The sequence below is a fragment of the Acidisoma sp. genome (assembly GCF_035492295.1).
Taxonomy (GTDB): Bacteria; Pseudomonadota; Alphaproteobacteria; order Acetobacterales; family Acetobacteraceae; genus Acidisoma.
Map to the genome: position 1 here is coordinate 81,148 of NZ_DATJJK010000099.1, position 7,427 is coordinate 88,574.

A 7,427-nucleotide genomic window follows, 5' to 3' on the forward strand; every position below is an offset into this window, starting at 1 on the left:
CAGTCTTCGTGTGGTGAGCTCTGCCGATGTGTATCCGAAGATCCCCATTGACAACGTCCACTGAGCGGCTGATCGACCCCCTCAACGATCGTAAGGGAGTGCGACGCGCTCGCGTCGCGAGGGAAATCGATGCACCTCTCGTTAAGCCCTAGCTTAACTAGCGAAGAGGCTGTCCATATCGGCGAAGGCCTTGAACTCCAGCGCATTGCCGGAGGGATCGAGGAAGAACATCGTTGCCTGCTCCCCGGGCTGACGGCGAAAGCGGATATAGGGCTTGATGATGAAGGAGACGCCGGCCGCCTGCAGCCGTGCGGCGAGTGCCTGCCACAACGGCATGGTCAGCACGACGCCGAAATGCGGTACCGGCACATCATGGCCGTCGACGGGATTGTGATGCGCGATGGCATCGCCGGCACTTTCGGCAGGCTTGTAATGAGCCACGATCTGATGGCCGAAGAGGTTGAAGTCTATCCAGGTATCGGAGCTGCGGCCTTCCGGGCAGCCGAGCAGGCCGCCGTAGAAGCGGCGCGCTGCTTCCAGATCCCGCACCGGAAAGGCGATGTGAAAGGGCGTCACACCTGTCGTGTGGTCAAGGGCCGTCGATAGATCGTCCATGATCTCTTTCTCTTCTCTCAGCTAAGCGCTTGTGCGTCGATCATTTCGCCGGTTGTCAGATGATTGAGCACGAGTCGGCGCATGTCATCGATGGCGCGGCGATGGTTGAAACGCGGAAACATGACGGAGCGGAACAGACAGCCGTCCAGAAAGGTGGAAATAAAGACGGACATGCCTTCCGCATCCACCGGGCGGAAGCGGCCTTGCGCGATGCCGGCTTTGATGGCCTTGCCGAGGACGACGGATTCCTTGTCATAAAAGCTACGAATGGCCCGATCGACGCGCGGCGTACGACTGCGCGTACTCGCATAGTCCAGGCTGATCTTCGCGAGCTTGCGCAGCAGCACGAACTGGATGACGTGAATTTCCACCCAGGAGGTGATGATCTCCTCCGGAGCATGGGCACCCGCGCTGACATCGTCAAACTTGCGGAAGGCGACATCGACGGTCTTCTCAACAGCCTTGAGAAACAGCTCCTCCTTGCTGCCGAAATAATAGTAGATCAGCGCGGAATTGATGCCTGTGGCGGCGGCAATATCCTTGATCGTCACCGTCGAATAATTCTGCTGCGCGAAAAGATCGAGCGCCGCGCTCTGCAAGGCGTCGGCAACGTCCGACGAGCGGGCCTGAGGCTTGCGGGCCCGCGCCAGCTTCTCCTTGCCTTCGGTCAGCGCCGAGCGCGCTTCCACCGCGGGCTGCCGCGTCTTCTTCTGTGCCGAAGCACCCTGCCTCATCATCGTCATCCCAGCCTAAAACTCCGCCTCCGCACCGCGGCTGCTCAAACCGTCAGAAGCATTCCGATTTAACTAACCGATTAATCAAGGTTGGAACAGAATTTGCATCCGCGCAAGAGCCATGAACCGAAGCCCGCCAATTTCCGAAATCGATTGTGATGTGCTGGTCGCGGGCTCGGGCTCGGCCGGGCTGACCGCGGCCCTGGCCGCGGCCGCCCAGGGCGCGCGCGTCATCATCGCGGAAAAAACCGCGTGGGTCGGCGGCACCACGGCGCTATCCGGCGCCGCCATCTGGGTTCCGGCCAATCACGTCGCGGCCGCGGCCGGGATTGCGGACAGTCCGGCGCAGGCGCTGGCCTATATACGGGCAGCGGCTCCTCCCGGCTGGGCCGCGACCGAAGCGCCGCTCTGGGCCCGCATGGCGGAAAGCGCCGGTCCCATGCTCCGCTTTGTCGAGGCGCATACGCCCCTTACCTTCCAACTGACCCCGCAGGGCGATCCGCTGAGCGACCTGCCGGGGGCCTGCGCCATGGGCCGCATGCTCTCCCTTCTGGCGCTGCCGAGCCAGCTGGCGGGGCCCTTCCGGCACCGGCTGCGCCCCACCCTCTTTCCGCATTTCTATACCTTTCAGGAAGCACTGGCGGTCGACCTCTATCATCACCCGCTGCGGGCCGCGCTGCGCTACGCCCCGCGTTTGCTGCACCGCGTCCTGGCCGGCCGGCGCGGCAAGGGCACCGCCCTGGTCACGGGCCTGCTGCGCGGCTGCCTGGATCAAGGCTGCCGCCTGCTGCTCGAGACGCCCTTGGAGCGGCTGGTGGTGGAGGACGGCCGGGTGATCGGTGCCGAGGTCCGGCAGCAGGGCAGGCTGACCACCATCCGCGCGCGCCACGGCGTGATCCTGGCGAGCGGCGGCTTCGAATGGGACGAGGCCAGACGCCGCCAGCACTTTCCGGGTCCGCACGGCCTCCCCGCCAGCCCCCGCGCCAATAGCGGCGACGCGCACCGCATGGCGGAAGCCGCCGGCGCCGCCCTCGACCATATGGATCAGGCCAATGTCGCGCCCGTCGTGCCGACCCGCTACGAGGGCCAACCCCACGGCCTCTCGATCTATTTTCACCAGGAGCCGAACGCCATTCTGGTGGATTCCGGCGGCCGCCGCTTCGTCGACGAGCAATGCTTCAATCTCGGCGAAGTCCTGAACCGATTCGACCCCGCCAGCGGCGCGTCTGAGCATCTGCCTGCCTGGATGATCACCGACGCGCGCATCTGGCGCCGGGCGCCAGTACTGCGTTTCTATGCCCGCCGCCACGGCCGTGACTGGCTGCGGCAGGCACCGACACTCGCCGCATTAGCCGTGGCGATTGGCCTGCCTCCGGCCACGCTGGAGGCGACCGTCGCGCGCTACAACGCCGCCAGCGCTTCGGGACAGGACACTGAATTCGGCCGCGCGGCCCAGGGCCCGGTCGGCATGGCGCCGATCGAGCGCGCGCCCTTCGTCGCCCTGCCCTTCCACCGCGCCTTCATGTCTACCAAGGGTGGCCCGCGCACGGATGCCATGGGGCGGGTTCTGCGCCCGGACGGGCGCATTCTGCCCGGACTGTTCTGCGCCGGCGTCGCCATGGCCAATCCGATCGGGACCCGTGCCGTGGGCGCCGGCACGACCATCGGCCCCAATATGCTCTGGGGCTATGTCTGCGGCCTCACCGCCAGCGGCCATGACTGGCCCGACAGCGAGGCCGCCGATGCTAACCGCTGATGTACCAGGTGGTCACGCTGCCGCCGTCCAGGATCAGCATCTGCCCGTTGACATAGCCGCCATCGGCGGAGGCGAGATAGACCACGGCGCGCGCCACTTCCCACGGCTCGCCCGCGCGTTGCAGCGGGATCTTGCGAACCTCGGCGGCAAGCGCCGGTTCCCGTTCCTCCCAGCCGGTGCCGCTCTCGCGGATCGGCCCCGGGCTGACGCCATTGACGCGGATACCGTGGCGGGCCCATTCCACGGCCATCTGCTGGGTCAGGCTGACGACCGCCGCCTTGGACGGGCCATAGCCGCCCGCGCCGGGATAGCAGCGATGCGCCGAGGCACCGGCGATATTGACGATCGCGCCGCCGCCGCCCTGTGCCACCATCTGCCGGGCAGCTGCCCGCCCGGCCAGGAAGGCACCGCGCGCATTGACGGCGAAGACCCGGTCCCAATCCTCGGCGGTCAGCTCCAGAAGCGGCGCCCTGCCGCTGGCGCCGGCGTTATTGACCAGAACGTCAAGTTGACCGAAGGTTTCTGCAACCTTGGCGACGGCGGCAGAGATCGCCGCGTCGTCTGCGATATCCGCGACCAGCGCCATGGCGCGGACGCCGAGCGTCCGCGCTTCGGCGGCCACCGCTTCCGCCTGCACCAGGTCGCGCGCCGCCAGAACGGCGATATCCGCCCCCTCGCGCGCGAGTTCGAGTGAAATGGCCCGACCGATGCCCTTGCCGCCGCCGGTAATCAGAACGGTGCGCCCCGACATCCGCCAGGTCCGCGTTTTCTGTTCAGTGTCCATTACAAGCTTGTCCTCTCATCTCAGTGGAGCGCGGCGGACGGTTGCCGCGCTCTCTCGCCGCCATGCCTAAGCAGGAAGGAGACCAACCAATGCGTGAGCCCCTCGTCGTCGCCAATCAGGTAATCAAGCGGTACGGCAATGTCGAAGTCCTCCGCGGCGTCGACTTCTCGGTGCAGCCAGGCGAAGTCGCCTGCCTGATCGGGCCGTCGGGCTCGGGAAAATCGACTTTCCTGCGTTGCATCAACCATCTTGAGAAAATCGACGGGGGCACGCTGATGGTCGGCGGCGACTTCATCGGCTACCGGCGCGACGGCCACAAGCTTTATGAACTGCGCGAAGCCGACATCGCGGCCAAGCGCGCGAAGATCGGCATGGTTTTCCAGCGCTTCAATCTCTTCGCGCATATGACGGCGCTGGAGAATGTCATCGAGGCGCCGATGGTGGTGAAGCGCGAATCTCGGCGCGAGGCGACCGAGCATGCGCGCAGCCTGCTTGCCCGCGTCGGGCTGTCCCACCGCGTCGACGCCTATCCTTCCGAACTGTCAGGCGGCCAGCAGCAGCGCGTTGCCATTGCCCGGGCACTGGCAATGCGCCCCGAACTGATGCTCTTCGACGAGCCGACCAGCGCGCTTGACCCTGAACTCGTGGGAGAGGTTCTTGATGTCATGCGCGATCTTGCGCGCGACGGCATGACCATGATTGTCGTCACGCATGAGATGGGCTTCGCGCGCGAAGTAGGCAAGACCATCGCCTTCATGGACGAGGGTGTGGTGGTGGAGCACGGCACGCCCGAGCGGCTTTTCTCGGCCCCGCGCCACCCCCGCACCAAGGCCTTCCTGTCCAAGGTTCTGACGACCTTCCTCTCGCGCAGCGACGCCTGAGATGATCATGAACCATGCAATCGTCATTATGATGAACGATTCTTGTGCAGATCACGCCGGGCGACGGAAAGTTTTTAATTAATCGCTCGTTTAAACTTTTGACCGTGACGCGGAGTCTCCCTAGCTTGGCGTACGAGCTACGCCATTCCTTTCACAGACTGTGCATCAGAAGGCTTTCTCACCGATGATATCGAAGCTTGCTCGCCTCCTCCTGCTACCGGCAGCAGTCAGCGTTTCCGCCATCGCCGCGCAGCACGCGGCCTTCGCTCAGGACAGCAAGCTCAACGCCATGCTGCCGGACGACATCCGCAAGGCCGGCGTGCTGACGATTGCGACCGACGCGCATTATCCGCCCTGCGAATCCTTCGCGGATGACAACAAGACCATGGTCGGCTACGAGCCCGACATGTGGAATGCCATCGGCACCAAGCTCGGCATCAAGATCCACGCCGTCTCCACCGATTTCGACGGACTGATCCCGGGCGTGCAGAGCGGCCGCTATCCGATGGCAATGGAATGCATCTCCGATTCCGCCGCGCGCGAGAAGCAGGTCACCTTCATCGACAATTCCTATGGCACTTCGGCAATCTATGCACTGGCGAGCAACACCACCGTCAGCAATGACGCGCTCAGCCTTTGCGGCCTGAAGAGCGCGGCCCAGACGGGCACCGACTTCAACGATGTGCTCTCCGCCATCACCGTCCGCTGCAAGAAGAACGGCAAGGCAGGGCTGACCGTCTACAACTATCCCTCCGCCGATGCCGTGCTGCTGGCGCTCTATTCGGGCCGCGTCGACTTCGTGATGAGCGATGCCGCCGCCGCCGCCGATATTCAGAAGCATGCGCCGAAGCCGATCAAGATCTACAGCAACGACCTCATTCCCAAACTCTACACAGGCATGGTGGTGCGGCCGGACCAGAAGCAGCTGGCGGACGCGACCCTCGCTGGCCTGAAGGCCATCCAGGCCGACGGAACCTATGACAAGATCATGGAAAAGTGGGACCTGAAACTGCTCGAACTGCCCGATACCGGCATCAATCTTGCGACCTCCAAGCCGCTGCCGACCCCGGCTCCCTGAGGCCATTCACCCGAGACGATGCAAAGCGTGACCGCAGCCGTGACAGACGACAAGATAAAGACCGTGACGTCCGCCGTGGCAGGGACCAAGCCGGCACAGGACCAGAATTTCGTGGTCGTGCCGGCGCGCCATCCTGGCCGCTGGGTCGTCATCGTCCTGCTCTTTTTCGTCGCGGCTGCGGTTCTCCGCTCTGTTATCCTCAATCCCAATTTCCAGTGGGCTGTCGTCGGCCACTACCTGTTTGCCGACATCATCCTGATGGGACTGCTCACCACCTTGTGGCTGACCGCGATTGCCATGCTGCTCGGCGTCGTGCTCGGCATCATCGTCGCGGTGATGCGGATTTCCGACAATCCCATCATCGCGGCGGCCGCACGCTTCTTTCTGTGGTTCTTCCGCGGCACGCCCGTCCTGGTCCAGCTCATCTTCTGGTACAATCTTGCCGCGCTCTATCCGACCTATGCGATCGGCATTCCCTTCCTGGCGCCGCATCTCCTGCATGGATCGGTCAATGACCTGATCACGCCCTATACCGCCGCCATTCTCGGTCTTGGTCTCAATGAAGCCGCCTATATGGCCGAGATCGTGCGAGCCGGCATTCTTTCGGTCGATAGCGGCCAGGCGGAAGCGGCGCGCGCCCTCGGGCTGCAGCGCCTCGCCGCCATGCGCCGCATCATCCTGCCCCAGGCGATGCGCTTCATCGTGCCGCCCACCGGCAACGAAACGATAGGCATGCTCAAGACGACCTCGATCGTGAGCGTGATCGCGCTCTCTGACCTGCTTTATTCCGCGCAGACCATCTATTCGCGCACTTTTCAAACCATCCCGCTGCTGCTTGTTGCCTGCCTCTGGTATCTCGGCGTCACCAGCCTTCTGAGCCTCGCGCAGACCCGCATCGAGCGCCATTTCAGCCGCGGCCATCTTCGCCGGAGCCGTTAGCCATGAAATTCGGTCTCTTCAACCTGATGTCGATCCGCGACAACCCAAATGGTGTCGCAGGCGTGATCGACGATACCCGCATCATGATCCGTCTGGCCGAGGAGATCGGCTTCGATATTGCCTGGTTCGCGGAACACCATTTTACGAATTACTCGGTCAGCCCCTCACCCCTGATGTTGGCGGCCCATTTCGCGGGCCTCACCCATCGCATTCGGGTGGGTGCCGCGGTCGTCGTGCTACCGCTTTATCATCCGATGCGCGTTGCCCAGGAAATCGCGCTGGTCGACCAGATGAGCGGTGGCCGCCTCGTGCTCGGCGTCGGCAGCGGGTATCAGGCCTATGAATTCGATCGCCTCGGCGCCGATGTCAGCCGCAAGACAGATATCTTCCTCGAATACTGGCAGATCGTCGAACAGGCGCTGACCACGGGTCGCGCCGAATTTAAGGGCGAGTTCATCACCATTCCGCCTTCCGTCTTCAGCCTGCGCGCCATGGGCGAGCGCATGCCCGACCTCTACGTCACCTCGCTCGATCCGCGCGTGCTGGAACGTCTGGCGCCGCATAGGGCGGTCCCCTTCATCACCGCCGGCTGGCGCGGCTCCCCGGCGCTGCCCGGCATGAAGGCCCATGCCGAAGCCAA

At 64.1% G+C, this 7,427-nt stretch carries 8 protein-coding genes; 5 read left to right on the forward strand and 3 right to left on the reverse strand.

Annotation, left to right across the window (positions count from 1 at the left end):
* Window positions 1-153 precede the first annotated feature (153 nt).
* A complete protein-coding gene (locus tag VL752_RS07240; protein ID WP_325353615.1) occupies window positions 154-615 on the reverse strand; it encodes a VOC family protein in 462 nt (153 codons plus the stop codon).
* Window positions 616-632: 17 nt separating this feature from the next.
* Complete coding sequence (locus tag VL752_RS07245; RefSeq protein WP_325353617.1) at window positions 633-1,358, reverse strand: TetR/AcrR family transcriptional regulator; 726 nt, start codon at window positions 1,356-1,358, stop codon at window positions 633-635.
* 112 nt (window positions 1,359-1,470) lie between these two features.
* Between VL752_RS07245 and VL752_RS07250 the strand changes: the two genes are divergently transcribed.
* Window positions 1,471-3,105, forward strand: coding sequence for an FAD-dependent oxidoreductase (locus VL752_RS07250; RefSeq protein ID WP_325353619.1), 1,635 nt, complete (start codon window positions 1,471-1,473; stop codon window positions 3,103-3,105).
* On the opposite strand, the gene VL752_RS07255 is transcribed toward VL752_RS07250, so the two are convergent.
* Window positions 3,095-3,889 (reverse strand): SDR family NAD(P)-dependent oxidoreductase, encoded by a 795-nt coding sequence (locus VL752_RS07255; protein WP_325353621.1) that lies wholly within the window; start codon window positions 3,887-3,889, stop codon window positions 3,095-3,097. The two genes, VL752_RS07250 and VL752_RS07255, sit on opposite strands and share 11 nt — an antisense overlap.
* Window positions 3,890-3,978: 89 nt before the next feature.
* Between VL752_RS07255 and VL752_RS07260 the strand changes: the two genes are divergently transcribed.
* The 4 genes from VL752_RS07260 to VL752_RS07275 all read left to right on the forward strand — a co-directional run.
* Window positions 3,979-4,770 (forward strand): amino acid ABC transporter ATP-binding protein, encoded by a 792-nt coding sequence (locus tag VL752_RS07260; protein ID WP_325353623.1) that lies wholly within the window; start codon window positions 3,979-3,981, stop codon window positions 4,768-4,770.
* A gap of 184 nt (window positions 4,771-4,954) precedes the next feature.
* Window positions 4,955-5,848 carry an ABC transporter substrate-binding protein gene (locus VL752_RS07265; protein ID WP_325353625.1) on the forward strand — a complete coding sequence of 298 codons (894 nt, stop codon included), beginning with the start codon at window positions 4,955-4,957 and terminating at the stop codon, window positions 5,846-5,848.
* 63 nt (window positions 5,849-5,911) lie between these two features.
* Window positions 5,912-6,787, forward strand: coding sequence for an amino acid ABC transporter permease (locus tag VL752_RS07270; protein WP_325353627.1), 876 nt, complete (start codon window positions 5,912-5,914; stop codon window positions 6,785-6,787).
* A 2-nt stretch (window positions 6,788-6,789) separates the two neighbouring features.
* The coding region (locus tag VL752_RS07275) for an LLM class flavin-dependent oxidoreductase (protein ID WP_325353628.1) at window positions 6,790-7,427 on the forward strand (638 nt) is incomplete at its 3' end.